Raw genomic sequence first — 26,474 nt, 5'->3', positions numbered from 1 at the left:
GCGCTCTAATCGAATTGCCGGACTTGGCGGCGCGGAGGTGATTCCATCGCGCCGTCGTTGCTGAAAGCCGCGAGAACCGAAGGAGACGAGAGATGCGTCCCAGCCTGGGAGGACCGCGCATCCTGCTGCGCCGCCTCCGCGAGGCGATGGCGGCGCCTGTCTCGGCTCAGGAGAAGCTCGACAAGGTCGTCGTTCTCATCGCCGCCAACATGGTGGCCGAGGTCTGCTCGATCTATGTCATGCAGTCGGACGAAGACCTCGAGCTCTTCGCGACCGAAGGTCTGAATCGCGAGGCCGTCCATCGCACCAAGATGAAGGCGGGCGAAGGCCTTGTCGGCCTCATCGCGCGCGAGGCGCAGCCGCTCGCGCTCTCGGACGCGCAGCATCACCCGGCCTTCTCCTATCGGCCTGAAACCGGCGAAGAAGTCTACAACGCCTTCCTCGGCGTGCCGATCCTGCGCGCCGGCAACACGCTCGGCGTGCTCGTCGTCCAGAACCGCGCCCATCGCAGCTACACCGAAGAGGAAGTTGAAGCGCTGCAGACAACGGCGATGGTGCTCGCCGAGATCGTCGCATCAGGCGAATTGCAGGCCATCGTCGAACCCGGCGAGACGATCGCGATCCGTCGCCCGCTTTCGCTCAACGGCGAAGTGCTCGCAGAGGGCATCGGGCTTGGTCATGTGGTGCTTCACGAGCCACGCGTCGTCATCAAGAATTTCATCGCCGATGATGTGACGGGCGAGACCCAGCGCATCGACGAGGCGCTCGATGCGGTGCGCGCCAATATCGACGATCTCGTCGAGCGCGGCGGCAAGGTGGTCGAGGGCGACTCCGTCGAGATCCTCGAAGCGCTGCGCATGGTGGCGAATGACAAGGGCTGGCTGCGTCGTCTGCATGAGGCGGTGGGCACCGGCCTGACCGCGGAAGCCGCCGTCGAGCGTGTGCAGAACGACACGCGCGCGCGCATGATGCGTTCGACCGATCCCTATTTGCGCGAGCGCCTGCACGATCTCGACGATCTCGCGAGCCGCCTGCTGCATCAGCTTCTCGGCCGCGGCTTCATCACGCCGAAAGAGGAGCTGCCCGACAACGCCATCATCGTCGCGCGCGCCATGGGACCGACGGCGCTGCTCGAATATGATCGCGCGCGTCTGCGCGGCATCGTGCTTGAGGAAGGTGGCGCATCGAGCCATGTCGCGGTGATCGCCCGCGCGCTTGGTCTTCCCGCCGTCAGCGGCATCACCAACATCACCGGCCTTGTCGAGCCCGGCGACGCCATCATCATCGATGGCGTGTCGGGCGAAGTGCGCGTGCGGCCGCAGTCGGACGTCGAGGCGGCCTATGCCGAGCGAGCGCGCATGCGCGCGCGGCGTCAGGAGCAATATCGCAAGCTGCGCGACGTTCCCGCCGTCACCAAGGACGGCGCGGTCGTGTCGCTGCAGCTCAACGCCGGACTGCGCATCGATCTGCCGCACATCGAAGACACCGGCGCTGACGGCATCGGCCTCCTGCGCACCGAATTGCAATTCATGGTTTCGACGCGGCTTCCGACGTCGCAGCAGCAGGAAGGCCTCTATCGCGCCACGCTCGAAGCCGCCGGCGCCCGTCCCGTCACCTTCCGCACGCTCGATATCGGCGGCGACAAGGTGCTGCCCTATTTCCGGCACGGCGAGGAGGAGAATCCGGCGCTTGGCTGGCGCGCCATCCGCATCGGCCTCGATCGCCCCGCGCTTTTGCGCACGCAGTTGCGCGCGATGCTGCGCGCCGCCGCCGGCCGTGAGGCGCGCATCATGATCCCGATGGTGGCGTCGGTGTCGGAATTCGAGCGTGCGCGCGGGCTCGCCGAACTTGAAATCGCTTTCCTGAAAAAGCACGGACATCAGACGCCCGAGCGCGTGCTGTTCGGCGTGATGGTCGAGGTGCCGTCGCTGCTGCATCAGATTGACGAGATCGCCGCGGCCGCCGATTTCCTGTCGGTCGGATCAAACGACCTGCTGCAATATCTGTTTGCCGCGGATCGCGAGAATCCGCGCGTGGCGCAGCGCTTCGACGCCTTGAGCCCGACATTCCTGCGCGTGCTTCAGCAGATCGTCGAAGCCGGCCGCAAGGCGAACACGCCGGTCAGCCTCTGCGGCGAGATCGGCGGCAAGCCGCTGGAGGCGATGGCGCTTGTCGCGCTCGGCTATCGCTGCCTGTCGATGTCGCCTGCGGCGATCGGCCCCGTGAAAGGCATGATCCTGTCGCTTAATGCGAAGGCGCTGAAAGCGCGCCTTGCCGTCTGGATGAAGGAGCGCGCGCGGATGGATTCGCTGCGCGAGGAGCTGACCGGCTTCGCCCGCGAGACCGGCGTGCCGATCTAGCGGCGCTCGCCGTTCTCCGTCCGTCGCCCTTTCTGAATTTGTTCCGCCATGTCGCTTCCCACCGCCCGCCTCGACGCCATTCTCACCCGGCACGATGATCTCATCGCGCGCCTCAATCAGGCGACGGATGGCGCGAGCGTCGTCTCGCTCTCGAAGGAGGTGGCGGAGGTCGAAGGCGTCGCGCGCGCCATCCGCGCATTCCGTGAGACAGAAGTCGAACTCGCCGACTATGACGCGATGATCGCCGACTCCGCGACCGACGCCGATCTGCGCGCGCTTGCCGAAGCCGAGCGTCCGGGCCTCCTGGAAAAACGCGAGACGCTGGAAAAGGAAATCAGGCTCGCGCTTCTGCCGAAGGATGCAGCCGACGCGCGCGGCGTCATTCTCGAAATCCGCGCCGGCACCGGCGGCGACGAAGCCGCGCTTTTCGCCGGCGATCTCCTGCGCATGTATATGCGCTACGCCTCGCTCCATGGCTGGCGTTTCGAACTTCTCTCGGAAAGCGAAGGCAGCGTCGGCGGCTACAAGGAGGCGATCGCTGAGATCGAAGGACAGGGCGTCTACGCCCGCCTGAAATTTGAATCCGGCGCCCATCGCGTGCAGCGCGTGCCCGACACGGAGGCGAGCGGACGCATCCATACCTCGGCCGCCACTGTTGCGGTTCTGCCGCAGGCGGAAGAGGTCGACGTCGTCATCAATGACGCGGACCTGCGCATCGACACGCTGCGCTCCGGCGGCGCTGGCGGCCAGCACGTCAACAAGACCGAAAGCGCCGTGCGCATCACGCACGTTCCCACGGGCCTTGCCGTGCTGATGCAGGAGGAGCGCTCGCAGCATCGCAACAAGGCGAAGGCGATGGCGCTCTTGCGCGCGCGCCTGTTCGATCTCGAACGCACGAAGCGGGATTCGGCCCGCGCCGCCGATCGCCGCGCGCAGGTCGGCTCCGGCGATCGCTCGGAGCGCATTCGCACCTATAATTTCCCGCAAGGCCGCGTCACCGATCACCGCATCGAACTGACGCTCTACAAATTGCCGCAGATTCTGGAAGGCGTGTCGCTCGACGAGATCATTGATGCGCTGATCACCGAGGACCAGGCGATCAAGCTTGCGGCCGAGGCGGCGTGATGACGCGCGCGGAGCTGCTCGCCGCGGCTCGCCGTCGCCTCACTGAAGCCGACATCGACAAACCCGCGCTCGATGCGCGTGTTCTGACATTGCACGCGCTCGGGCTCGATGCGCTCGATCTCGTTCGTTCGCCCGAGGCGCCAGTCGACGAAGGCATGATCGCGCAGGTCGACGCCGCGATCGCGCGACGCATCGCGGGCGAACCTGTCGCGCGCATCCTCGGCTGGAAGGAATTCTTCGGCCTGCGGTTCAAACTGTCGCCGGACACGCTCTCGCCACGGCCGGAAACGGAACTGATCGTTGAAGAAGCGCTGCGGATTTTTCCCGATCGCGACGCGCCGCTCTCCGTTGTCGATCTCGGGACCGGCACGGGATGCATCCTCCTCTCGATCCTGCATGAGCGGAAGCAAGCGACAGGAATCGGAATCGATCGCGCGTTCGGCGCAGCTTCGACCGCGCGCGAAAATGCGCGCGCGCTTGATCTCGCCGGCCGCGCCTGCTTCACCGTCGGCGACTGGAGCGCCGCGCTTCGTGGCGGCTTCGATCTTCTCGTGGCGAACCCGCCTTACATCCGCAGCCAGGAAATCGCTGGCCTCGCGCGGGAGGTCACAGAGCACGATCCCGCGCTTGCGCTCGATGGCGGCGCGGACGGGCTCGCTCCTTATCGCGCCATTCTCGACGACCTGCCGCGGCTGCTGCGTCCCGGCGGCGCGGCCCTGTTCGAGATCGGCCATGATCAGGCCGCCGATGTCAGCGCTCTCGTCCGGCGTCGCGGCCTGCCGGGCCCGTCGGTCCTCCGGGACCTTGCCGGCAGGGACCGTGTCGTCGCGATCACGATCTGACGCTAGGTGAGCTCAAAGCTGCGAATAACGGCCGAAATGGCTTGGCGAACGCCCTTGAAGCGACTACATAGAGCCCTAGAGAACGCCGCTGATGAAGATTCGTGCGGCAATTGCTGGGGTCCCGGCGCGCTGAACAAGCTGGCGTCGACCAATCTGGACGGAACAGATAGCGCGGGCGTGACATCGCCTCTTATGGAACTCTGATCAGCACGGGTCTTCGTCACCGCTCCTGAAAGCGGTGTTCGATCGCTGCGCATGGCGCGCGAAACCCGATCCTGATGGCGGCTGGGCGGACCAGCCATTCTCGAATTTTGGTCAATCGCGAACAGAGAGGTTCGATGCGGCCTAACCACAACAACAAGCGGATGCGCGGTCGGCACAACAACCGCAACAACAAGCCGTCCAATCCGCTGGCGCGCAGTTACGAGTCGAACGGGCCTGACGTGAAGGTCCGGGGCAATCCCCAGCACATCGTGGAGAAATACTCCCAGCTCGCGCGCGACGCCCAGGTGTCCGGCGATCCGGTGCTCGCGGAGGCCTATCTCCAGCACGCCGAGCATTATTACCGCATCATCACAGCCGCCCAGGCCGCCATGGCCCAAGCCCAGGGCTTCGGACGTCCCGCCGAGGGCGAGGCCGATGACGCCGGCGACGATGATGATGATCTGACGGGAATGCAGCAGCCCTACCCTGATTTCCGTCAGCAGAATCAGCCGCAGCGTCAGGACCCCGCCTTCGCCGATCAACCGCAGATGGAAGGCGGCCAGGCCTTTCCGCCGCGCGAGCGCCAGCCCTATCAGGACCGGCAGGATCGCCCGGAGCGGCAGAATTTCAACGATCGTCAGGATCGCGGCGACAGGCCGCCCTATGGCGAACGCCAAAATCGTGGCGACCGGCAGGACCGCGGGGATCGTCAGGACCGTGGCGATCGCCAGGGCTATGGCGACAGGCAGGATCGCGGCGACCGCCCGCCCTATAACGACCGACAGGATCGTGACGACCGACAGCAGTTCGGCGACCGCCAGGATCGCGGCGAGAGGCAGGACCGCGGCGACCGTCGCTTCCCGCCCCGCAACCAACGCGGCGACTTCCGTCCCCGCCGGCCTGAGCCGGAGGCCGAAGACCAAGGCGGCGGCCTGCCCTCCTTCATCACCGGCGGCGCCCCCCGCGGCATGAATGGCGGCGACAACGCGCCGAGCGAAGCGCCTCCCGCAGAGTCCTTCGAACCGGTGGAAGCGGCCGCACCGCCGGATGTCGACAATGGCGAGAACGGCGAACTCCGTTCGCCCTACCGCGCGCGTCGGCGCCGGCGCGGCGAGCCGAAGGGTGAAGGCCTGCCGCTTGAGAATCCACGCGCTGAAGACCAGCCGGCCGAGTAAGCGAAACGCAGTTCTGAACATGAAACGGCCCGGACATCCGGGCCGTTTTTTTGCGTCAGGCGGCCGGCGACCAACCCATCAATTCGCGCCGCGCCACCCTCTCGATCACATCGATCCCGGCGTCGCTGTCATTGAGGCAGGGGACATAGGCGAACTTCTCGCCGCCATGATGCAGGAAGTGATTGCGGTTCTCGACCTCGATCTCCTCCAGCGTCTCCAGGCAATCCGTGGTGAAGCCCGGCGCGATCACCACGACCTTCTTGACGCCGCGCGCCGGCAGCTCGCCCATGGTGTCGATGAGATAGGGCTTCAGCCATTCGGCCGAACCGAAGCGCGACTGGAAGCAGGTCATGAAGCGATCCTTCTCCCAGCCCAGCGCCTCGCGCAGGAGGCGACCGGTCTTCACGCACTGGCAGTGATAGGGATCACCCTTAAGAAGGTACTCCTTCGGCACGCCATGGAATGACGCGATCAGCATGTCGGGCGTAAAATCGAGACCGGCGAGCTTCGCCCTCACGCTCTCCGCCAGCGCCCCGATATAGGCGGGCTCGTCATGCCAGGCGGGCGCGGTTCTGACCGAGGGCTGCCAGCGCATGTCCATCAACGTCTTGAAGGCGGAATCGCAGGCGGTCGCCGTCGTCGCCGCCGCATATTGGGGATAGAGCGGCAAGAGCAGGATGCGGTCGCATCCCTCATCCTTCAGCGCCCGGATGCGCGAATCCGTCGTCGGATTGCCATAGCGCATGGCGAAATCGACGATGATGCGCTCATCGAGCGCGGCGAGACGCGCGGCGAGCTTCTCTCCTTGCGCGCGCGTGATCGTCAGCAGCGGCCCCTCGTTCAGCTCCTTGTTCCAGATCGACTCGTAATCCCTGCCTTTCGACGAGGGTCGCTTGGTCAGGATGATCAGGTTGAGGATCGGCCACCATAGCCAGCGTGGCGTTTCGATCACGCGCCGGTCAGAGAGGAATTCCTTGAGGTAGCGCCGCATCGACCAGTAGTCGGTGCCGTCAGGCGTGCCGAGCTGCAACAGCAGCACGCCGATCTTCCCGACCTTCGACACGGGATGGTCGGCGGGGAGAGGCGCGGCGCTGGCTCGGGCTTCGGCTGTTGTCATGGGTCTCGTCATCGGGGCGTCTTTGAAGAGGCTCATGGGGCATGCGGCCGGGCGGCACAATTGGCCTCCGCGACGCACGCAGCCACGAGCCGCCAAAACATTGTCATGAGCCGGCGAAAGACAACCGCAATTTCGGATGACAGAGCGGCCTCATCCGCTCTACCGTTTCGACGAATTCCAGACAGGAGCCGCCGCCCATGACCGAGACGACCGTGATTTCCCGACGCAAGGCTTTCGGCGCGCTGGCGGCGACAGGCGTCGCGGCGGCGTCCGGCCACACGCCCGCAGCCGCGCAGGGCGCTGGCGCGACGGTGACGCTGCTTCTCGTCAACGACATCTACAAGATGAGCGAAGACAAGGGCCGTGGCGGGTTCGCGCGCCTCTCCGGCATCGTGAAGGAAGAACGGGCGAAGGGAACGCCCATGATCTACTTCCACGCGGGCGACACCTTCTCGCCCTCGCTGATGTCCGGCTTCGATCAGGGCGAGCACATCGTCGAGCTGACGAACATGGCGCCGCCCGACGTGTTCGTGCCCGGCAATCACGAATTCGACTTTGGCAAGGACGTCTATTTCAAGCGCTTCAAGCAGTCGAAATTCCCCTATTTCGCCGCCAACATGCGCCAGGCGGATGGCTCCCCGTTGCCCGATCACAAGGACAACGCGATGTTCGAACGGGCAGGCTACAAGATCGGCGTGTTCGGCGTCGCGCTGCCCTATACCGATCAGCTTTCGACGCCGGGCGACATCAAATTCTTGCCGACGATGGACACTGTGCGCGCGCAGGTGAAGCTGCTGCGCGACCAGGGCGCCGACATCATCGTCTGCTGCGCCCACACCGATCGCGAGGAAGACAACGCCATCGTCAAGTCGAAGCTCGTCGACGTGCTGTTGACCGGCCACGACCATGATCTTGCGGTCGGCTTCGACGGCAAGACGGTGATGGTGGAGTCGAACGAGGAAGGAAACTACGTCACCGCCGTCGATCTCGCGCTCTCGTCGCGCACTGTCGACGGCAAGCGCGTGGTGAGCTGGTCGCCTTCCTTCCGCATCAACGATTCCCGGAATGCGACGCCCGATCCGGAGACCCTCGCCGTCGTCAAGAAATACGAGGGAGAGCTGTCGAAGGAGCTCGATGTCGATCTCGGCGTGACCTCCGTGCCGCTCGACTCGACCACGATCAGCGTGCGCACCCGCGAGACGGCGATCGGCAATCTCTTCGCTGACGCGATCAAGGCGTCGACCGGCGCCGAAGCCGCGATCGTCAATGGCGGCGGCATTCGCGCCAACAAGCAATATACGGCCGGACAGAAACTGACCCGCCGCGACATCCTCACTGAACTCCCGTTCGGCAATGTCACCGTGATGATCGAACTGAAGGGCTCCGATCTCAAGGCCGCGCTCGAAAATGGCGTGTCGCTTTACGAGGCGCGCGCCGGCCGCTTCGCGCAGGTCTCCGGCATCAAGTACGAGTTCGATCCCAAGCTGCCGGTCGGCCAGCGCGTCACGTCGGTCTCGGTGAACGGCGCTCCGCTCGATCCCGCCAAGAGCTACAAGGTCGCCGCGAACGAATACATCCTCGCCGGCGGCGACGGCTACACCTCGCTCGGCAAGGGCAAGATGCTGATCGGCCTGACCGACGGCAAGCTGATGGCGAATGAGGTGATGGTCTATATCCGCAAGCTCGGCACGGTGACGAGCCAGGTGGAAGGCCGCATCACCATCAAGTGAGCGACGGCGCATTCGCGATTCCGACCAGGCGTCGGGATCGCGGACGCTCGATGATCCCATGAACGATCTAAGCTCCGCCTATGCGGGCGCGCTGGAGAGTGCGCTTGCAGATGGCGATTTCGATCAAGGCTGGCGCTCGCTTCCTTTTTTCTCCGGAGGCCGCGCAAAGCTGTTGCTGCGTGAAGTCGATGCGCGCGCGGCGCGCGGCGTGAAAATTCTCCCTGCGCCGCAGGACATCTTTCGCGCGCTCTATCTGACGCCGCTCGACCGCGCCGGCGTCGTCATTCTCGGGCAGGATCCCTATCCCACTCCCGGGCACGCGCACGGTCTCGCCTTCTCCTATGTCGGCGACGGGACCTTGCCTGCTTCGCTCCGCAACATCTTCAAGGAGCTGAAGAGCGATCTCGGAATCGAGCGCGGGAATGGCGATCTCAGCGACTGGGCGAAACAGGGCGTGCTGCTCCTCAACACGGCGCTCACCGTCGAGGCCGGCGCCGCCGGCGCACATATGAAGCTCGGCTGGCAGGAGCTGACGCGCGAAGCCGTGAGAGCGGTCGCCAAACGTGGAAAGCCCGCTATCTTCATCCTGTGGGGCGACAAAGCGCGCAGCTATCGCGACCTCACCGACGCTTCGCGCGACCTGATCATCGAAAGCGCGCATCCTTCGCCGCTCTCGGCGCGGAACGGGTTCTTTGGCTCGAAACCGTTTTCGCGGGCGAATGAATTTCTGCGCGCCAAAAATATGCGCGCCATCGACTGGTGAATTCAACCAATCGGCCGCTCGTCGGCGATCACCTTGCCGTCGTTCGGCAACGCGCCCGGCGCGACGAACTCGACCGCTCCGCGCAGTTTGGTGAGCGCGATCACGCTCTCCGCCACTGCTTCCGCCAGATGTTCCGATGGCGCAGCGGTTTCCGCACGCAATTTCATCTCGTCCTGCTCATTGGCGCGCGACACCACGAGACGCAGCTTCGCGAGTTCGGGATGGCGCTTGCCGATCTCCGCGATCTGTTCGGGACGCACGAACATGCCCTTCACCTTCGCCGTCTGATCGGCGCGGCCCATCCAGCCCTTGATGCGCATATTGGTGCGGCCGCAGGAACTCACGCCCGGCAGCGCGGCCGTGAGATCGCCGAGCGCCAGCCGGATCATCGGATGATGCGGATCGAGCGTGGTCACGACGATTTCGCCAACCTCGCCCTCGGCAACGGGATCACCGGTGCCCGGACGCACGATCTCGACAATGATGTCTTCATTGATGATCAGCCCTTCGCGCGCCGGGCTCTCATAGGCGATGACGCCGACGTCGGCGGTGGCGTAGGTCTGATAGGCGTCGACGCCGCGCGCTTTCATTTCCGTTTGCAAAGATGGCGGGAAGGCCGCGCCTGAAACAAGCGCGCGCCTGATCGACGACGCGTCGCGATCGAGCGCACCGGCCTTGTCGAGCAGAATTTTCAGGAAATCGGGCGTGCCGCAATAAGCGCTGGGCCTGAGTTGTTGAACCACGTCGAGCGTCTGCTCCGTATTGCCCGGGCCCGCGGGAATGACAGGGCATTTCAACGCGCGCGCGGCGGAATCCATGATGAAGCCGCCCGGCGTCAGATGATAGCTGAAGGTGTTGAGGACGATATCGCCTTCGCGGCAGCCCACGGCAAACAGCGCACGCGCCGCGCGCCAGGCGTCGTCCTCGCGTCCTTCCGGTTCGAAGATCGGACCGGGCGAAGTGAACAGCCGTCCGAAGGCGCCAAGCGACCCGCTGACGAATCCGGCGAAAGGTGGATTCTCCTTCTGCAGGCGCGATAAATCCGACTTGCGCAGCACTGGGAGCTCGGCGAGCGCCTCGCGGGACGAGATTGCGCGCGCGTCGAGCGATCCCAGATGCACGCGCCAGCCCGGCGTTTCAAGCGAGCGCGCGACAGCGGCCGGCAATCGTGCGAACAGATCGCGCTCGCGCATTTCCGGAGCCTGCGTCTCGCGCGCGTCGTAATGGCCCGTCATCGCCTCATCTCCTCGCGCGGCGCGGCGAACGATCTCATCGTCCGAACCGCATCATCCGCAGGATGTTCAGAATGCTCATGAGCGCAGCGGCGACATAGGTGAAAGCGGCCGCGCGCAGCACCTGCCGCGCCGCCGGCAGATCGGCGCTGGCGAGATAACGCCCGCGCTCCAACACCGGCAACGCCTTGCCGAAACTCGCATCGATTTCGAGCGGCAGCGTGACGAGATGCGCCGCCACATGCGCGACGAGCAGCAACACCATCAATGCAACTTGCGCCAGCAGGATGAAAGGCGAGCGGGTGACGATCGAAAGCGCAAGAATGACGAAGAAGCCGATCGTCGCAATCTGGTCGGCGCCTACAAGGAGCCGCATCAGCCGTCCGCGCCAGTCGAACAGCCTCTCGCCGCGCGCATGCTGCACGGCATGGCTCACCTCATGCGCCGCTACCGCGACGGCCGTGATCGATCGCCCGTCATGATTGGCGGGCGTCAGCCGCACCGCGCGGGTCACAGGGTCATAGTGATCGCCGGCGGGCGTGGTCTCGACGCTGACCTCGTGCAATCCCGCCTCATCGAGCAAATGCCGCGCGAGTTCGCCGCCCGTGCCGGGAAAATCGGGGCGGTGCAATGAATGGCGCGTCATCACCTGCCGCACCCAGAGCTGGGGGGCGAAGACGAGGACGAGGAGCAAGAGGCCGAGCAGGGCATAGGGCATGCCTTCAATGTGATGGCGACGGCGCGCGACCGCAACATTACGCCAGCCACCTCTTGCGGCGCTTGTAGCTCTTCACTTCGCGGAAGCTCTTGCGGCCCTCGCCGCCGACCCCGAGATAGAATTCCTTCACATCCTCGTTCTCGCGGAGCGACTGCGCAGAGCCGTCCATGACGACGCGCCCAGTCTCCATGATGTAGCCATAGGTCGCGTAGCGCAGCGCCATATTGGTGTTCTGCTCCGCAAGCAGGAAGGACACGCCCTCCTTCTCGTTGACGATCTTCACGATTTCGAAAATCTGCTCGACGATCTGCGGCGCGAGCCCCATCGAAGGCTCGTCGAGCAGGATCATCTTCGGCCGGCTCATCATCGCGCGGCCGATGGCGCACATCTGCTGCTCGCCGCCGGACGTATAGCCCGACATGGAGTTGCGGCGCTCGCGCAGGCGCGGGAAATATTCATACACCATTTCAAGATCGCGCTTGATCGCCGCCGCGCCATCGCGCCGCGTGAAGGCGCCGGTGAGCAGGTTCTCCTCGATCGAGAGATGGCCGAAGCAATGGCGGCCCTCCATCACCTGGATGCAGCCGCGCCGCACGAGCTCGCTTGGCGACAATTTGTCGACGCGCTCGCTATTGAACTCGATGCTGCCCTTGGTGACGTCGCCGCGCTCGGCGCGTAGAAGATTGGAGATCGCTTTCAGCGTCGTCGTTTTGCCCGCGCCGTTGGCGCCGAGGATCGCCACGATGCCGCCGCGCGCCACATCGAGCGACACGCCCTTGAGCACGAGAATGACGTGGTCATAGACCACTTCGATATTGTTCACCGACAGGATGAGGTCGGCAGGTTGCGCTGCAGGTTTCAAAGCGGCGGACATCGATGCCACTCCTTCTTTCCTCCGCCGCCACAAGAAGCGGCAGGAGAAAACGCTTTCACCAGATCGCGATCGTGCCGCGCGTCCCTCTCCCCGCATGCGGGGAGAGGGTGATTTGCGGAGCGCGATGCGCAGCATCGTCGCGAGCAAATCGGGTGAGGTGCGTTGCAAATCGCCACTTCTGACGGCCCCTCATCCGGCGCTTCGCGCCACCTTCTCCCCGTCGAGACGGGGAGAAGGGAACGGCGCTACCGCCCTTACGAGCTGCTCGCGCAGGCTTCCGTGCGCTTCGGCCAGCCCGCATTCTTTTCGACATAATCCTTGGCGTTTTCTTCGATGAGCGGACGCACCTCATCGCGGATCGGCTCGAGCCAGTCCGACGACTTCGTCCATTTCGCGCCGTCCCACTCCGCCACATAGACCTTGGTGTGGCCGCTATGGTCGTTGCAGCTCACCTTCATCGGAATGGTGAAGCCTTCCATGCCGAGCTCTTTCAGGCGCGCCTCGGTGATGTTGAGCATCTCGAGTCCCTTGCGCACATCGTCCGTGGTCGGAACCTTCTTGCCCGAGACCTTCTGCGCATTGCGGATCGCTTCCGCGATCAGCATCGCGTTGAGCACGCCGCGGTTATAGAGATTCTCTCCGACCCTCTCCTTCGGCGACAGGCTCTTGCCCTTGTCGACGACATATTTCTGGATGTCCTGAATGACCGGGAAGTTCACGCCCGCCATCTGCAGGTTGAGCGAGCGATAGCCCTTCGCCTGCGCTCCGCCGGCGCGCGCATCGTCGTCGCCGCCGGCCCACCAGACGCCGACCAGCTTGTCCATCGGGAAGTTGTTGCGCACCGCTTCTTTCACAGCGGTCGGATTCATCGCGCCCCATCCCTGATTATAGAGATAGTCGACGCGATCGCGCCTGATGTTGAGCCACACCGCGCTCTGGTTCTGCATGTCGGCCGCGGCGACCGGATAGAGCTTGACGGTGAAGCCGTATTTCTTCGCGAGGTTCTCAAGCACCGGGATCGGCTCCTTGCCGAACGGCGCATCGAGATGGATGAGCCCGAGCGTCTTGCCCTTGAGCTTGTCGAGACCGCCTTCGCGCGCCGCCATGTATTTCACCATGATCGACGCGCCGTCCCAGTAGGTCACCGGCGGGATGAACACCCATGGGAAGGTGTTGCCTTCGGCGGACGCCGAAAGCCCGTACGCCATCGAGAGAATCGGAATCTTGTCGACATGCGCGCGCGGGATCGCAGCGAGCGTCGCGCCGGTCGACCAGGGGGAATAGAGCAGCATGCCCTTCGATTTTCCCTGCTCGTAGCATTCGATGCTCTTCTTGGTGTCGTAGCCCGTCTCGCATTCCTCGAAATTGATCTTCACGCCGCCGATGCCGCCATCGCGCTCGTTCAGCATCGTCATGTAGTCGCGCATGCCATCGCCGATCGGGATGCCCGAGCCGGCGAAAGGCCCCGTGCGATAGCTGTTGTTGGCGATATACAGCGTGTCCTGCGCATTCACCGGCGCGCTGAATGCGGCCGCGGCGACAAGCGCTGCGAAAACAGCGCCCCTCTTCATCACTCTTGCATCCATGGTCATCCTCCAATCGGGTTTGCTTGCTGCTGGCCTCTTCTGTCGCGAGCCTGTGCGGACCGGATAATCCGGACAGGCCGACGACGAGGCTCTTGGTTCAATAGGGAAACGGCCATACGCGAAGCTTCTGCTTGAGAATCTGCCACAGCCGCGCGAGCCCATGCGGCTCGACAATGAGAAAGAAAATGATCAGCGCGCCGACCAGCATGTAGGTGATGTGTTCGGCGGTGGAGCCGAGCAGCGGGATGCCGATGGCGGGCAGGCCGAACTTCAACGCGGTCGGCAGGATCGAGATGAAGGCCGCGCCCATGAAGGAGCCGATGAGGCTTCCCAGCCCGCCGATGATCACCATGAACAGGATGTTGAAACTGAGATTGATGTTGAAGAGGTCGTTTGCTTCGCCGCCGCCATACCACAGGAACATCATGCAGGCGCCGGCGACGCCGCAGAAGAAAGACGAGACCGCAAATGCAAGCAGCTTCGTCGGCAGCAACCTGATGCCCATCAGCTCGGCCGCGATATCCATATCGCGCACCGCCATCCACATGCGGCCGATGCGGCCATGCACGAGATTGGACGCAAGCCATGTCATCGCGACGACGAGCGCGAGCAGCACGAGATAGCGCGTCTCCGGCGTCGCGCGCCCGCCGGTGATCGGAATCGAGAACAGGAATCGCTGTGGCGCCTCGATCGCGCCTGACGCGTTGTAGTTGTAGAGCCAGGGAATGCGCACGAAGCTCCATTGCAGGAAGAACTGCGCCGCAAGCGTCGCGACCGCGAGATAGAAGCCCTTGATGCGCAAGCTGGGCAAGCCAAACAGCACGCCGATCGCAGCGGAGAAGAAGCCGGCGCAGACGATCCAGATGATGATGTTCACGCCGGGAAACGCCGTCGTCAGCTTGTAGCAGGCATAGGCGCCGACCCCCATGAAGGCGCCGGAGCCAAGCGAGAGCAGCCCGGTATAGCCGGTGAGAATGTTGAGCCCGACCGCCGCCAGCGAGAAGACGAGGAACGGGATCATCACCGACGACAGGAAAAAATCGTTGCCTGTCGCCGGGATGAGCAGGAAGGCGATCGCGAGAATGACGCCGAGCCCGATGCGGTCCTGCCGCAGCGGGAAAATCGCCATGTCGGCGGCGTAGCTCGTCTTGTATTGCCCGGCCTCGCGGTAGAGCACGCCTCATCTCCTCGCAGAAATGCACTCGATCGGCCGCGAAGGACACGACCGAACTCTCTCCCCCCTTGTGGGGGAGAGTTGGAGAGGGGGGTGAGCAACGCGAAATCGTAGCAAGGAGGCGCGCTCTGCACCCCCCTCCCTCACCCTCCCCCACAAGGGGGGAGGGAAATTGGCGAAAGCGCACATCATTCGCTCCACTCATGGGCGCGCGCGGCGAAGTCGGGCCGTTGCGGATTGACCACGCAGAAGCGATGGCCGGTCGGCGCCTCCATCACGATCCAGCGGCTCATGCGCGCCACGATCCTGGCGCCAAGCGCCTCGAGTCGCGCGACTTCGGCGCCCTTGTCGTCAGTTTCGATGTCGAGATGAATGCGGCTGTCGTGATCAACCGCTTGCAGCAGCATCTTCGGCTGATCGGTCGGCGTCTCGATGATGGCGTAGCGGGGATCATCCTCGCTGCGATAGACGGGATAGCCCAGCGCGCCGCCCCAGAAGCGGATCGCTTCGTCGAGATCGGTGGTCTTGCAGTCGATCACCAGACAGGCCAGACGGCTTTTGTGAGCCATGGCGTCAGATTCTCTCGATGATGGTGTCGCCGAACAGACCCTGCGGCCGGAACAGCAGGAAGAACAGCGCGATGATGTAGGCGAGCCAGGATTCGACGGCGCCGCCGACGAGCGGCCCCCAATAGAATTCGCCGAGCTTTTCGCCGACGCCGATGATCAGCCCGCCGACGATCGCGCCGGGAATCGAGGTGAAGCCGCCGAGGATCAGCACCGGCAGCGCCTTCAGCGCGATCACCTGCAGGCCGAACGACACGTCCGAACGCGCGCCCCACATAATTCCGGTAACGAGCGCGACGACTCCGGCCGCGAACCACACCACCACCCAGATCTGGTTGAGCGAAATGCCGACGGAGAGCGCCGCCTTGTGGCTGTCGGCGACGGCGCGCAGCGCCCGGCCGATGCGCGTATACTGGAAGAAGAAGCCCAGCGCCGCGATCATCACGGACGCGATCACCGCCGCCGCGATATCGAGTTTCTGCAAGGTGACGCGCCCACCGAGAATATTGAGGTCGATGGCGCCGCGCGGCAGGAAAAGCTGGTCGGCGATCATCACCTTGGGATTGCCGCCGAAGATCGCTTCGCCAAGCCCGATCAGGAAATAGGTGAGCCCGAACGTCGCCATGAACAGGATGATGTCGGGCTGATTGACCAGCGGCCTGAGCACCACGCGTTCGACGCCGATGGCAAGCAGCAACATCACCAGCACCGCGACGGCGAGCGCGATGAAGGCGGCGAGTTCGCCGGAGAGACCAAGCGCCACAAGTTTTTCATAGCCGCCAACAAGCGTGAGACCCGCGAACACCACCATGATGCCTTGCGCGAAATTGAACACGCCTGAGGCCTTGAAGATCAGCACGAAGCCGAGCGCGATCAGCGCATAGAGAACGCCGCCGACAAGCCCTTCCCACAGCGTCTGCACAAGAAGGTCCGGCATATCGACCATCTGCGCGAAGGGATCGATGAACACCTTGTAGAGGAGCGCATCCTTGTCGATCGCGCCCGTCAGCGATCCCACGACAAGCACGAGGATGAAGGCGGCAAGACCGACGAGCGCCCACAATCCCGGCGTCATGCGGAAGGCGGCGAGTTCGGATTTCAGCGTGACGTCGCTCATGCGCCCCTCAATGCGCCACACCGAGATAGGCGTCGATGACGCGGCTGTCGCTCTTCACGTCCGCAGGCGTTCCATCCGCGATCTTGCGGCCATATTCGAGCACCACGACGCGGTCGGACAGATCCATCACCACGCCCATATCGTGCTCGATCAGCGCGATGGTCGTGCCGAACTGATTGTTCACATCGAGGATGAAGCGGCACATATCCTCTTTCTCCTCGAGATTCATGCCGGCCATGGGCTCATCAAGCAGCAGCAGCTCCGGCTGCATCGCCAGCGCGCGCGCCAGCTCGACGCGCTTCTGCAAGCCGTAAGGCAGCTTGCCGACCGGCGTTTTGCGGATATGCGGAATCTGCAGGAAGTCGATGATGTCCTCGACCACGGCGCGATGGGCGATTTCCTCCTTCATCGCGGGACCATGCCGCCATATCTGCCAGAAGAAAGGCGTCGACATCTTGAGCGTGCGCCCGACCATGATGTTGTCGAGCGTCGACATGCCCTTGAACAAGGCGACATTCTGGAAGGTGCGCGCGATGCCCTGGCTCGCCGCCTCATAGGGCCGCATGCGGGCGCGCGCCTTACCCTTGAAGGTGATGCGGCCTGATTGCGGATGATAGAATCCGTTGATGCAGTTGAGCATCGAAGTCTTGCCGGCGCCGTTCGGGCCGATGATCGCGCGAATCTCGCCCTTGCGGATATCGAACGACACGTCGCGGATCGCCTTCACGCCGCCGAAGGAAAGCGACACGTTCTCGACCGCGAGCAGCGTCTCGCCTTTGCTGAGCGGCGCGCCTTCGACGGGCATCTTGACGGGCGCGTTCATTCCGCCGCCTCCAGCCGCGCAGGCACCGGATAGGTCTTGACGTCGCGCACTTTCACGCGCGCCGCGATCACGCCCTTGCGGCCGTCCTCGAAGGTGACTTCGGTCGAGACATCGGCTTCCGTCGAGCCGTCATAGAGCGCCGCCACCAAAGGCGCATAACGCTCGGCGATGAAACCGCGGCGCACCTTCTGCGTGCGCGTGAGTTCGCCGTCATCCGCATCGAGCTCCTTGTGGAGAATGAGGAAACGGCTGATCTGCGCGCCGCCCATCGCAGGCTCGATGCTAAGCGATCGGTTCACCTCCTCCACATGCTTCTCGATCATCGCATAAACTTGCGGATGACCGGCGAGCTCCTGATAGCTGGCGTAGATCACATTGTTTCTTTCGGCCCAGCTTCCCACCGCCACGAGATCGATATTGATGAAGCAGGCGACATGATCGCGGCCCTGCCCGAACGCGACCGCCTCCTTGATGTTGGGATAGAATTTCAGCTTGTTCTCGATGTATTTCGGGGGGAACAGAGCGCCGTCATTGAGTTTTCCCACATCCTTGGCGCGATCGATGATTTTCAGATGCCCCTGGGAGTCAAAGAATCCCGCGTCGCCGGAGCGCACGAACCCGTCCGCCGTCTTGGTTTCCGCCGTTTTCTGTTCGTCCTTGAAATAGCCGGCGAACACGCCGGGCGAACGATAGAGCACTTCGCCCGCCTCATCGATCTTGATCTCGACGCGCGGCGCCGGCGACCCCACCGTATCCGCCTTGATCTCGGCGTTCGGCTGCATGGTGATGTAGACCGACGCTTCCGTCTGGCCGTAGAGCTGCTTGAGATTGACGCCGATCGAGCGGAAGAAGCGGAAAATTTCAGGCCCGATCGCCTCGCCCGCCGTATATCCCGTCTTGATCTTGGTGAGGCCGAAGCGGTTGCGCAGCGGCGCATAGACGAGGAGATTCCCGAGCGCGTAGATCACGCGCGGAACGAAGGGAACGGACTCCCTGTTCAGGATCTTCTCGCCATATTTGCGCGCATGGTCGATGAAGTAGTGGAACATGCGCCGCTTCATCGCCCCCGCATCCTCCATGCGCACCATGGTCAGCGTCAGCATGGTTTCGAACACGCGCGGCGGCGCAAAAGCGTAGGTGGTGCCGATCTCACGCCTGTCATCAACGACGGTTTCGGCGCTCTCCGGGCAATTCACGCAATAGCCGGCGATGATCGACTGCGCATAGGAGAAGACGTGATCGCCCACCCACGCCATGGGGAGATAGGCGATGATCTCGTCGCTCTCGTTGAGCCCATCGAACTCGATTCCGATCAACGAGCCCGCAATCAGATTGTCATAAGTGAGCATCACGCCCTTCGGGCGGCCCGTGGTGCCGGACGTATAGAGAATGACGGCGAGATCGCTGCCTTTTCCGCCCGAGATCGACGCGTCGAGCCGCGCCACTGCGGCCGCGTCTCGCTTTGCGATCTCGCGGCCCTCCTCGATCACCTGATCGATCGGCGCCAAGCGCGCATGGTCATAGTCGCGCAGGCCCCGCGGCTCATCATAGACAATTTGAGCAAGTCGCGGCGTGCGTTCGGCGACGGAGACAATCTTGTCGACCTGCTCCTGATCCTGCACCGCCGCCATCGCGACTTCGGCGTGATCGAGCACATAGGCCATCTCGTCAGCGACGGAGTCGGCATAGACAGGCACGGGGATCGCGCCAAGCGACTGGGCCGCCATCATCGCGAGATAGAGCTTCGGCCGGTTGGCGCCGATGATCGCGATCTTGTCGCCGGCCTTCAGGCCGAGCGCTGCGAGGCCGAGTGCGAAAGCGCGGCTGGTCTCGTGAATCTCGGCCCAGCTCCATTGCTGCCAGATGCCGAGGTCCTTCAGCCGGTAGGCCGGCCGGCCTCCGCGTGTCGTCGCATTGCGCGCGACGAGTTTCGGAAATGTGTCGCCGGACGTTTCCGCCGTCGTCACGCCAAACCTCCCCTGATCCGCCTTCGGCGGTTCTTGTCGCCGGCCCTCGCGCCGGATCGTTGGGCCTGTTGTCGCGGCCTTCGCCCGCCTTCACAAGCAACGGCTTGACAGACAGACAGCTTCTGTTTGGATAGTCTGCGGCGGGAATGCGCGCTTCACAAGCGCGACGAAAGGCGGGCGCGCCTCAGGCGCCGCTATCCGCCCTTAGTCTTCAAAATTCTCCAGCGCGACATGATCGAGCACGCGCACGCCTTCGGGCTCGGTGCGGATCAGGCCGCGCGTTTCGAGATCGCGGATCGCCTTGTTCGCCGCCGGACGCGAGATGCCGGCGAGAAGGCCAAGCTCTTCCTGGCTGATCGCGACGACGCCGTTCTTCTTCGGCCGTCCCACCGGATTGATGAGCTGCAGCAGAGCGCGCGCGAGACGCCCGGCGGGGCCGAGCGAACGATCCTGCTCCACCTTGCCGATGAACTGGCCAAGCCGCTCGTTGAACTGGCGCACGAGATAATGGTTCAAGCCAACGCTATGCTGGAACAGCCAGTTGAACGTCTTGCGATCCATCATCGCGAGGCGCGTGTCGCGCAGCGCGAAGAGATCATATTTGCGCGGCTCGTCCTTGATCATCGAGCCTTCGCCGAACCAGTCCGTCGGCCCGAGCCCCGCCAGCGTGATCGACTTGCCTTGCGCCGAGACGGCGCCGAGCTTCACGAGCCCGGTGACGACGGAGGTCCAGTAATCCAGCCGGTCGCCGCGATGGCAGATATAGGAGCCCTTGGCGTAATCGCGCTCGATGATGCCGCGCCGCGCCCGCTCCCGCTCCTCCTCGGTCAGATCGACCGCCCAGACCGCGATCGCGTCGAGATGCTCAAGTGAGATCAAGCCTGATTCCGCTGGCGGCGCCTCCACCAGTCATGCGGCAGGGCAAGGCGGGAGGCAAGGATGAAGCCGGGTCTGAACGCCCTCGGCTGACGCGCCGACGATCGAAGAAGCTGCGAATAGGCAGGATCTTCACCCTCCCCTGGAGGGGGAGGGTCGACGCCGAAGGCGTCGGGGTGGGGTGAACTCGTAAGGCTCGGTCGAGCCATACATTGCGGCGTAAATCGTATCGAGCACGCTTTCGATGTCGCTCAGGACATCGTCATTCCAGAATCGAACCACGCGATAGCCTTCGCGCTCAAGCCATTTCGTCCGCACAGCGTCGTGATGCGCCTGCGCTTCTTCAGCATGCTGGCCGCCGTCGAGTTCGATGACCAGCCGCGCAGCGAGACAAGCGAAATCCGCGATATAGGAGCCAAGCGGAACCTGTCGTCTGAAATGTGTGCGAAATGTTGGGACCCGGTCGAGCGCTCGCCACAGCTTTTGTTCGGCATCCGTCTGAGACGCGCGCAATCGCGATGCATTGGCGCGACGAAAATCGGAAATGCGTCGCTTCATGGTTGGCGATCACCCCACCCCGACGCCTCCGGCGTCGACCCTCCCCCTCAAGGGGAGGGTGAAAATTGTAGCTGTCGATCGCCCTCTATCTCAGCATCGCAACAACGGCGCATAGCCTTATTCCGCCGCCAGCTTCGCCGGCTGGGGAGCGGCGCGGAACTGGTCGAGCAGCATCGCCTCCTCGGCCTTCGCCGCCTTCAGATGCCGCTCCTTCACATGGCCGAAGCCGCGGATCTTCTCCGGGATCGCGGCGAGCGCGACGGCGAGCGCGTGATTATCGGCGTCGAGCTTCGTCATGATCTCGTCGAGCAGCTTCTCATAGTCCGCGATGAGCTGACGCTCCATGCGCCGCTCGGCGGTTTTGCCGAAAATGTCGAGCCATGTGCCGCGCAAGCCCTTCATGCGCGCGAGCAGGCCGAACGCCTTCATCATCCAGGGGCCGAAGCTCATCTTGCGCGGCAGGCCGGTCGTGGGATCAGGCCGCGACAGCAGCGGCGGCGCGAGATGGAACTCGAAGCGCATATCGCCTTCGAAGGTCGCGTTGAGCTGCTTCATGAAGGCGCCGTCGGTATAGAGGCGCGCCACCTCATACTCATCCTTGATCGCCATCAGCTTGAAGAGATAGCGCGCGACCGCATCGGTAAGGCCGCTCTTCCCCGGCGCGCGCGACTTCTCCGCGGCGCGGACCTTCTCGACAAGCGCGCGATAGCGCTCGGCGTAGGCCGCGTTCTGGTAGGCGTTAAGGAATTCGACGCGACGCGCGATGATCTCGTCGAGCGACTGCGAGAGATGGCGCGCCTTGGTCGGCGCCTTCAACGGCTCGACCAGCGCCTCGATCGCGGCGCGATCCACCGCCGCGCGACGTCCCCAGCGGAACGCCTCGAGATTCATCTTCACGGCTTCGCCATTGAGTTCGATCGCCTTCTCGATCGCTTCGCCCGTCAGCGGCACCTTGCCGGACTGGTAGGCGAGGCCGAGCAGGAACATGTTGGCTGCGATGGCGTTGCCGAGAATTCCCGTCGCGATCGACGTCGCGTCGATCATCTCGACATTCTGTTCGCCGGCGGCGGCGATGATGGCGCGCTTCACGCGCTCGGCCGGCAGCGAAAAGTCAGCCTTGCGTGTGAAGTCGCCCGGCATGATCTCGGCGGTGTTCACGAAGACGGCCGTTTCGCCCTGCTTCACGCCAGCGAGAACCTTCTTGGTGCCGGAAACGACGAGATCGCAACCCAGCACGAGATCGGCATGGCCGGCGCCGATGCGGATCGCATGGATGTCGTCGGGCGAAGCCGCGAGCTTCACATAGCTGTAGACCGCGCCGCCCTTCTGGGCGAGGCCGGCCATGTCGATCATGCCGAGGCCTTTGCCTTCGAGATGCGCGGCCATGCCGAGGATCGCGCCGACGGTGACAACGCCGGTGCCGCCGACGCCGGTGACGATCACGCCGAAAGGCTGATGACTGAGTTCAGGAATCACAGGCTCGGGCAATTCGATCGAAGCGAGGCCGCCAACATCGGCGCGCTTCACCTCGGCCTTCTTCACCTTCGCGCCATGCACGGTGACGAAGGACGGGCAGAAGCCCTTCACGCAGGAGAAATCCTTGTTGCAGTTCGACTGGTCGATCTGCCGCTTGCGGCCGAATTCGGTGTCGAGCGGCTGCACCGAGACGCAGTTCGACTGCACGCCGCAATCGCCGCAGCCTTCGCAGACCAGCTCGTTGATGATCACACGTTTGTCGGGATCGGGGAATTCGCCGCGCTTGCGGCGCCGGCGTTTCTCGGCGGCGCAGGTCTGGTCATAGATCATCGCCGTGACGCCCTTCGTCTCGGCAAGCTCCTTCTGCACCGCGATCAATTCGTCACGATGATGAACCGTGACGCCGGTCGGGAACGAGCCGTGCGAGCCGTCATATTTCCACGGCTCGTCGGTGACGACCGCAATCTTCTTTACGCCCTCGGCCGCGATCTGGTTGGCGATCATCTGCGGGGTCAGATTGTTGTCGAGCGCCTGCCCGCCGGTCATCGCGACAGCGTCGTTGAACAGGATCTTGTAGGTCATGTTCGCGCCGCTCGCGATGGCGAAGCGGATCGCGAGCGAACCGGAATGGCTGTAGGTGCCGTCGCCAAGATTCTGGAAGATGTGGCCCCGCTTCGAGAACCACTGCTCGCCGACCCAATTGGCACCCTCGCCGCCCATCGCCGTGAAGCCGACCGTATCACGATCCATCCACTGCACCATGAAATGGCAGCCGATGCCGGCATAGGCGCGCGATCCCTCGGGAATTTTCGTCGAGGTGTTGTGCGGGCAGCCCGAGCAGAAATAGGGCGTGCGCTGCGCCGCGTCCTGCGTCTCGGCGAGACGCTTCTGCGCCTGACGCAGCTTGTCGACGCGCGCCGCGATCTCGTTCGACGGCGTGTATTTCAGGATGCGTTCGCCGAGAGCGACGCCGATGTCGTTCGGATCGAGCGCACCCTTCACCGGGAAGAGCCACTGGCCCTGCTCGTCCTTCTTGCCGACGACGATGGGCTCGACGCCGGTGCCGTAAAGCTCCTCGCGCACCTGCACTTCGATGAGTGAGCGCTTCTCCTCGACCACCATGATCATGTCGAGGCCCGTCGCGAACTCCATCAGCTCGCGACGGCTGAGCGGCCAGGGGCAGCCGACCTTGTAGACGCGGATGCCGAGATCATTCGCGCGCACCTCGTCGATGCCGAGATCGTCCCACGCCTGCCGGAGATCGAGATAGCTCTTGCCCGTCGTGATGATTCCGATGCGCGGATTCTTGCCGCCATGCGTCACGAGATGATTGATCTTGTTGGCGCGGATGAAAGCGAGCATCGCATCGCGCTTGTATTCCTGCAGCCGCGCTTCCTGCTCCAGCATCGCGACCACGTCGCTCGCGCGAATATTGAGGCCGCCTTGCGGCATCTGGAATTCGTCGTCGCCGGGAATGATGATCTTCACGCGATCAAGCGAACCATCGACGGACGCCGTCGATTCCACATTGTCCTTGACCAGCTTCATCGCCGTCCAGCTGCCGCAATAGCGGCTCATGGCGAAGCCATAGAGGCCGTAATCCAGAATCTCCTGCACGCCGGCGGGATTGAGGATCGGGATCATCACATCGACGAAGGAGAATTCCGACTGATGCGCCGTGGTCGAGGATTCCGCCGTGTGATCATCGCCCATCATGGCGATCACGCCGCCATGGCGGTCCGTGCCGGCGAGATTGGCGTGGCGGAACACGTCGGAGCAGCGGTCGACGCCGGGGCCCTTGCCGTACCAGACGCCGAAGACCCCATCGACCGCGCCTTCGCCGCGCATGGTCGCCTGCTGGCTGCCCCACAGCGCCGTCGCCGCAAGCTCTTCGTTGAGGCCCGGCTTGAACACGATGTTGCGAGGTTCGAGCAGTTTCCGCGCGCGGATGAACTGCTGGTCGAGCCCGCCGAGCGGCGAGCCGCGATAGCCCGAGACGAAGCCGCCGGTGTTGAGACCGGCGCGCTTGTCGCGCTCCTGTTGCATCATCATCAGGCGCACGACCGCCTGCGTGCCCGTCAGAAACACGCGCTTCTTCGTGAGATCGTATTTGTCGTCGAGATGAACCGTGTGGAGCGGGGCGTTCGTCATCGAAGTCCTCCGTCGCCCTGGATAAAGGCGACCATCGATTCCCATCCCTAAGATAGGATGGGACAGCCTCTTCAAATAGGTCAGCACTACTGACATATATCGAATGGCGCGTCAACCGCCCGCCTTGCTTTCGCCTTCGATTCCAAGGAGACGGGTGCTGCGGCGCAGCGCCATTCGGACGGACTTCTCGCGTGATTGGACAGAGACGACGATTTTCCGTCCAGCGAGGCTGGCTAGGTTTCTTTCTGTGCGCGTGCGCCCTGTGGCTGGGCGCATCCCCGGCCTTTGCTCATCCCCATGTCTGGATCGTGGCTCGCGCAGAGATCATCTACAACGCCGAAGGCAAGATCAGCGGCGTCCGCCACGCCTGGACCTTCGACGAAGGCTTCTCGTCATATCTCTCGCAGGGCCTCGACACCAACAAGGACGGCAAGCTGTCACGCGAGGAATTGAGCGGGCTGGCGAAGGAGAATGTCGAGTCGCTGACGGAATCGAATTACTTCACCGTCGCCAAGGCGAACGGAAAGCCGATCGAGGTGGCGCCTCCCACTGATTACTACATGGAGTCGGACGGCAAGCAGCTCACCATGTATTTCGTGCTGCCGCTGAAGACGCCCATGCCGGGCCGCGTGTTCTCGATCGAGGTCTATGACCCGAACTATTTCATCGCCTTCGTACTGGCGCAGGGCGACAGCCCCATCACGTTGAAGGATGCGCCGAAGGGCTGCACCGTCTCGTTCCAGAAGCCGAAGGCGATCGACGACGGCTCGGCGAAATCCGAGAGCTTCTGGATGTCGCTGCCGCAGGGCACGGATTTCGGCGCGCAATTCTCCGGCCGCGCTGTCGCCGCCTGTCCGTGAGGGCGAACCCATGACTGATCTCGCGGCCCCGTCGCCCGCTCCATCGACTTCGCGCGTGACATGGCGCGCGATTCTGATCGCGGCGGCGGCGCTCATCGTCGCGCTTGCGATCATTTCTGCCTCCTTCTATTTCATCGCCGGCTCACCGCCGCCGCGACCGCCGGCGCGCACGCCGTTCGGCGTCTCGCCGCAGGAAATGGCGCCGGTGACAGGCCCTATCGCCGCCTGGATATTGTCATGGCAGGCGCAGTTCTATCGCGCGCTCACCGGCGCGCTTGCGGCGATCCGCGACGGCGGCGACGGCGAAACCGGACTGCTCTGGATCGGCTTTCTCTATGGCGTGTTCCACGCCGCCGGTCCCGGCCATGGCAAGGCCGTCGTCGCCGGCTACATCATCGCCAATGAGCGCGCGCTGGCGCGCGGCGTCGCCATCTCCTTCACCGCCGCGATCCTGCAAGCCGTCGTCGCCATCGCGCTCGTCGGCGTGATGAGCGTCGCGCTCGGCGCCACCGCGCGCGAGATGAATCAGGCGACGAACGTCATCGAGATCGCGAGCTTCGCGGCCATGGCGGCGCTGGGCGCCTGGCTGCTCTGGACGAAGTCGCGACGCTTCGCGCTTCTCGCGGCGCCTGCGGGAAGCGTCGCGATCGATGGCGAGGATTGCGGCCACATGCATGCGCCGCCGCCAGAGATTCTCGACGGCGCGACGTCGTGGCGCGGCTGGCTCGCCACCGTCTTCGCCGCGGGACTGCGGCCCTGCTCTGGCGCCATCATCCTGCTCGTCTTCGCGCTGTCGCAGAAGATGTTCGGCGCGGGACTGATTGGCGTGGTCGCCATGTCGCTTGGCACCGCGCTGACCACGTCGGCGCTCGCCACGCTCTCCGTCTTCTTCAAGCAGGCGGCGCTGAAATTTGCGTCCGGCCGCGGCCGCACGGGCCTCTACATCGTCGCATCAGGCGAAGTCTTCGTTGCGGCGCTGATCCTCATCGCCGGCGCGGCGCTGGCGCTCGGTCTCTGGGCCGGCGGTCAGGGAAGCTGATTTCAGCACTACTCCGGACTGACAATCACCACGCTCCGATTATCACGCGCCTCTTCGTCCCCGGATTCATGTAGCGAGCGCAAGCGAGCGGAATGAAGTCCGGGGCCCAGCGAAACAATTGCGCCGCAGGTGCGCATTTTC

At 64.0% G+C, this 26,474-nt stretch carries 21 protein-coding genes; 8 read left to right on the top strand and 13 right to left on the bottom strand.

The window, feature by feature from the left end; translation table 11 throughout:
* Positions 1–92 precede the first annotated feature (92 nt).
* The 4 genes from ptsP to L8F45_RS25640 all read left to right on the top strand — a co-directional run bounded on the left by ptsP (position 93) and on the right by L8F45_RS25640 (position 5,706).
* Positions 93–2,360 carry a phosphoenolpyruvate--protein phosphotransferase gene (gene ptsP, locus L8F45_RS25655; RefSeq protein ID WP_342360663.1) on the top strand — a complete coding sequence of 756 codons (2,268 nt, stop codon included), beginning with the start codon at positions 93–95 and terminating at the stop codon, positions 2,358–2,360.
* 48 nt (positions 2,361–2,408) lie between these two features.
* On the top strand, positions 2,409–3,485 hold the full coding sequence (gene prfA / locus L8F45_RS25650) for a peptide chain release factor 1 (RefSeq protein ID WP_342360662.1): 1,077 nt from the start codon (positions 2,409–2,411) through the stop codon (positions 3,483–3,485).
* Positions 3,485–4,327, top strand: a complete 843-nt coding sequence (gene prmC / locus L8F45_RS25645) for a peptide chain release factor N(5)-glutamine methyltransferase (RefSeq protein ID WP_342360661.1) — start codon at positions 3,485–3,487, stop codon at positions 4,325–4,327. Before prfA ends, prmC begins: the two co-directional genes overlap by 1 nt.
* A gap of 338 nt (positions 4,328–4,665) precedes the next feature.
* Positions 4,666–5,706, top strand: coding sequence for a DUF4167 domain-containing protein (locus L8F45_RS25640; RefSeq protein ID WP_342360660.1), 1,041 nt, complete (start codon positions 4,666–4,668; stop codon positions 5,704–5,706).
* A 55-nt stretch (positions 5,707–5,761) separates the two neighbouring features.
* Here L8F45_RS25640 and hemH read toward each other — a convergent pair whose 3' ends face one another.
* Entirely contained in the window at positions 5,762–6,835 is a 1,074-nt protein-coding gene (gene hemH / locus L8F45_RS25635) for a ferrochelatase (protein WP_425329965.1), read from the bottom strand.
* 185 nt (positions 6,836–7,020) lie between these two features.
* Here hemH and L8F45_RS25630 point away from each other — a divergent pair, with 185 nt between their 5' ends.
* Together L8F45_RS25630 and L8F45_RS25625 are read left to right on the top strand one after the other, a co-directional pair.
* On the top strand, positions 7,021–8,553 hold the full coding sequence (locus L8F45_RS25630; RefSeq protein WP_342360658.1) for a bifunctional metallophosphatase/5'-nucleotidase: 1,533 nt from the start codon (positions 7,021–7,023) through the stop codon (positions 8,551–8,553).
* A gap of 58 nt (positions 8,554–8,611) precedes the next feature.
* Positions 8,612–9,316 (top strand): uracil-DNA glycosylase, encoded by a 705-nt coding sequence (locus L8F45_RS25625; protein WP_342360657.1) that lies wholly within the window; start codon positions 8,612–8,614, stop codon positions 9,314–9,316.
* 2 nt (positions 9,317–9,318) lie between these two features.
* Here L8F45_RS25625 and L8F45_RS25620 read toward each other — a convergent pair whose 3' ends face one another.
* From L8F45_RS25620 to L8F45_RS25565, 12 genes are all read right to left on the bottom strand, one after another.
* Positions 9,319–10,551: a phenylacetate--CoA ligase family protein gene (locus L8F45_RS25620; RefSeq protein WP_342360656.1), complete on the bottom strand. Its 1,233-nt coding sequence runs from the start codon at positions 10,549–10,551 to the stop codon at positions 9,319–9,321.
* A 34-nt stretch (positions 10,552–10,585) separates the two neighbouring features.
* Positions 10,586–11,266, bottom strand: coding sequence for a zinc metallopeptidase (locus tag L8F45_RS25615; protein ID WP_342360655.1), 681 nt, complete (start codon positions 11,264–11,266; stop codon positions 10,586–10,588).
* A 37-nt stretch (positions 11,267–11,303) separates the two neighbouring features.
* On the bottom strand, positions 11,304–12,140 hold the full coding sequence (locus L8F45_RS25610) for an ABC transporter ATP-binding protein (protein WP_342360654.1): 837 nt from the start codon (positions 12,138–12,140) through the stop codon (positions 11,304–11,306).
* Positions 12,141–12,394: 254 nt separating this feature from the next.
* Complete coding sequence (locus L8F45_RS25605) at positions 12,395–13,711, bottom strand: ABC transporter substrate-binding protein (protein ID WP_342360653.1); 1,317 nt, start codon at positions 13,709–13,711, stop codon at positions 12,395–12,397.
* 112 nt (positions 13,712–13,823) lie between these two features.
* Positions 13,824–14,903 carry a branched-chain amino acid ABC transporter permease gene (locus L8F45_RS25600; protein WP_342360652.1) on the bottom strand — a complete coding sequence of 360 codons (1,080 nt, stop codon included), beginning with the start codon at positions 14,901–14,903 and terminating at the stop codon, positions 13,824–13,826.
* Between the two features lie 185 nt (positions 14,904–15,088).
* Positions 15,089–15,469: a VOC family protein gene (locus L8F45_RS25595; RefSeq protein WP_342360651.1), complete on the bottom strand. Its 381-nt coding sequence runs from the start codon at positions 15,467–15,469 to the stop codon at positions 15,089–15,091.
* Positions 15,470–15,473: 4 nt separating this feature from the next.
* On the bottom strand, positions 15,474–16,412 hold the full coding sequence (locus L8F45_RS25590; RefSeq protein ID WP_342363572.1) for a branched-chain amino acid ABC transporter permease: 939 nt from the start codon (positions 16,410–16,412) through the stop codon (positions 15,474–15,476).
* Between the two features lie 178 nt (positions 16,413–16,590).
* A complete protein-coding gene (locus tag L8F45_RS25585; RefSeq protein ID WP_342360650.1) occupies positions 16,591–17,406 on the bottom strand; it encodes an ABC transporter ATP-binding protein in 816 nt (271 codons plus the stop codon).
* Positions 17,403–19,373 carry an AMP-binding protein gene (locus L8F45_RS25580; RefSeq protein ID WP_342360649.1) on the bottom strand — a complete coding sequence of 657 codons (1,971 nt, stop codon included), beginning with the start codon at positions 19,371–19,373 and terminating at the stop codon, positions 17,403–17,405. Before L8F45_RS25580 ends, L8F45_RS25585 begins: the two co-directional genes overlap by 4 nt.
* 204 nt (positions 19,374–19,577) lie before the next feature.
* Positions 19,578–20,252: a Crp/Fnr family transcriptional regulator gene (locus L8F45_RS25575; RefSeq protein ID WP_342360648.1), complete on the bottom strand. Its 675-nt coding sequence runs from the start codon at positions 20,250–20,252 to the stop codon at positions 19,578–19,580.
* A gap of 129 nt (positions 20,253–20,381) precedes the next feature.
* Positions 20,382–20,807, bottom strand: a complete 426-nt coding sequence (locus L8F45_RS25570) for an endonuclease domain-containing protein (protein WP_342360647.1) — start codon at positions 20,805–20,807, stop codon at positions 20,382–20,384.
* A 117-nt stretch (positions 20,808–20,924) separates the two neighbouring features.
* Positions 20,925–24,434, bottom strand: coding sequence for an indolepyruvate ferredoxin oxidoreductase family protein (locus L8F45_RS25565; protein ID WP_342360646.1), 3,510 nt, complete (start codon positions 24,432–24,434; stop codon positions 20,925–20,927).
* Positions 24,435–24,742: 308 nt separating this feature from the next.
* Here L8F45_RS25565 and L8F45_RS25560 point away from each other — a divergent pair, with 308 nt between their 5' ends.
* Positions 24,743–25,294: a DUF1007 family protein gene (locus L8F45_RS25560; protein ID WP_342360645.1), complete on the top strand. Its 552-nt coding sequence runs from the start codon at positions 24,743–24,745 to the stop codon at positions 25,292–25,294.
* Between the two features lie 10 nt (positions 25,295–25,304).
* Positions 25,305–26,333, top strand: a complete 1,029-nt coding sequence (locus L8F45_RS25555) for a nickel/cobalt transporter (RefSeq protein WP_342360644.1) — start codon at positions 25,305–25,307, stop codon at positions 26,331–26,333.
* Positions 26,334–26,474: the final 141 nt, after the last annotated feature.

Origin of the sequence: Terrirubrum flagellatum (assembly GCF_022059845.1) — a bacterium.
Lineage (GTDB): Bacteria > Pseudomonadota > Alphaproteobacteria > Rhizobiales > Beijerinckiaceae > Terrirubrum > Terrirubrum flagellatum.
Note: the sequence above shows the minus strand (reverse complement) of the source record. Positions and strands in the feature narration are given on the sequence as shown.

Coding starts and splice junctions, on each gene's coding strand:
- ptsP (WP_342360663.1), top strand. CDS start 93: ATGCGTCCCAGCCTGGGAGGACCGCGCATCCTGCTGCGCCGCCTCCGC.
- prfA (WP_342360662.1), top strand. CDS start 2,409: ATGTCGCTTCCCACCGCCCGCCTCGACGCCATTCTCACCCGGCACGAT.
- prmC (WP_342360661.1), top strand. CDS start 3,485: ATGACGCGCGCGGAGCTGCTCGCCGCGGCTCGCCGTCGCCTCACTGAA.
- L8F45_RS25640 (WP_342360660.1), top strand. CDS start 4,666: ATGCGGCCTAACCACAACAACAAGCGGATGCGCGGTCGGCACAACAAC.
- hemH (WP_425329965.1), bottom strand. CDS start 6,835: ATGACGAGACCCATGACAACAGCCGAAGCCCGAGCCAGCGCCGCGCCT.
- L8F45_RS25630 (WP_342360658.1), top strand. CDS start 7,021: ATGACCGAGACGACCGTGATTTCCCGACGCAAGGCTTTCGGCGCGCTG.
- L8F45_RS25625 (WP_342360657.1), top strand. CDS start 8,612: ATGAACGATCTAAGCTCCGCCTATGCGGGCGCGCTGGAGAGTGCGCTT.
- L8F45_RS25620 (WP_342360656.1), bottom strand. CDS start 10,551: ATGACGGGCCATTACGACGCGCGCGAGACGCAGGCTCCGGAAATGCGC.
- L8F45_RS25615 (WP_342360655.1), bottom strand. CDS start 11,266: ATGCCCTATGCCCTGCTCGGCCTCTTGCTCCTCGTCCTCGTCTTCGCC.
- L8F45_RS25610 (WP_342360654.1), bottom strand. CDS start 12,140: ATGTCCGCCGCTTTGAAACCTGCAGCGCAACCTGCCGACCTCATCCTG.
- L8F45_RS25605 (WP_342360653.1), bottom strand. CDS start 13,711: ATGAAGAGGGGCGCTGTTTTCGCAGCGCTTGTCGCCGCGGCCGCATTC.
- L8F45_RS25595 (WP_342360651.1), bottom strand. CDS start 15,469: ATGGCTCACAAAAGCCGTCTGGCCTGTCTGGTGATCGACTGCAAGACC.
- L8F45_RS25590 (WP_342363572.1), bottom strand. CDS start 16,412: ATGGTCGATATGCCGGACCTTCTTGTGCAGACGCTGTGGGAAGGGCTT.
- L8F45_RS25585 (WP_342360650.1), bottom strand. CDS start 17,406: ATGAACGCGCCCGTCAAGATGCCCGTCGAAGGCGCGCCGCTCAGCAAA.
- L8F45_RS25570 (WP_342360647.1), bottom strand. CDS start 20,807: ATGAAGCGACGCATTTCCGATTTTCGTCGCGCCAATGCATCGCGATTG.
- L8F45_RS25565 (WP_342360646.1), bottom strand. CDS start 24,434: ATGACGAACGCCCCGCTCCACACGGTTCATCTCGACGACAAATACGAT.
- L8F45_RS25555 (WP_342360644.1), top strand. CDS start 25,305: ATGACTGATCTCGCGGCCCCGTCGCCCGCTCCATCGACTTCGCGCGTG.